We start from the raw sequence: 496 nt of genomic DNA, 5'->3' as shown, positions 1-496 counted from the left end.
ACTTCCGAAGCTGCCGTCCGATCATCTCCCAAACCCGGGAGGTCCAGAACATGAGCGGCATGCCCGTAAGATGCGAGCGCCGGAATGAGGTCATCCCAACACCACGCGCCGTGCCATGCGCCATGTATCAACACAAACTCGGCCATCCGCGACTCCTCCAAAGAACAACGCTATCGACTAGTGAAACCCAGCCTGCACGGATCGCCGACCTCATGACGAAGAAGCTGACGCTTCCGACCGGCGACGGAGCATGAGCAAGCTCCATTTTTCTCCGGGAAATTTGCGATACGGGCGGCAGAAGCGCCTGCGCGAATGATGCGCCCATCGCTTCGTGCCTGAACGGCGCAAACGCAGATGTTGGTGGCTCGTCGAGCAACAGCTCCGGCATTTCGCATCCCTCCCTCTCGCAGCGATGTCGCCGCAGCTAATTTGACAGACCATACTGGATTAAATTAACAGCGTCAACTTTTGCGGCCAATCTGAAGATCTGCACGCC

At 57.7% G+C, this 496-nt stretch carries 1 protein-coding gene; it reads right to left on the bottom strand.

Annotation, left to right across the window (positions count from 1 at the left end; all coding sequences use genetic code 11):
* A partial coding sequence (locus KJQ96_RS42560; protein WP_213291188.1) for an alpha/beta fold hydrolase occupies positions 1–146 on the bottom strand: 146 nt, incomplete at its 3' end.
* Between the last annotated feature and the right edge of the window lie 350 nt (positions 147–496).

Origin of the sequence: Bradyrhizobium sp. sGM-13 (genome assembly GCF_018398875.1) — a bacterium.
In the GTDB taxonomy this organism is placed as follows: Bacteria; Pseudomonadota; Alphaproteobacteria; order Rhizobiales; family Xanthobacteraceae; genus Bradyrhizobium.
The sequence above is the reverse complement of the archived record's forward strand: the minus strand, read 5'-3'. Positions and strand labels throughout refer to the sequence as shown.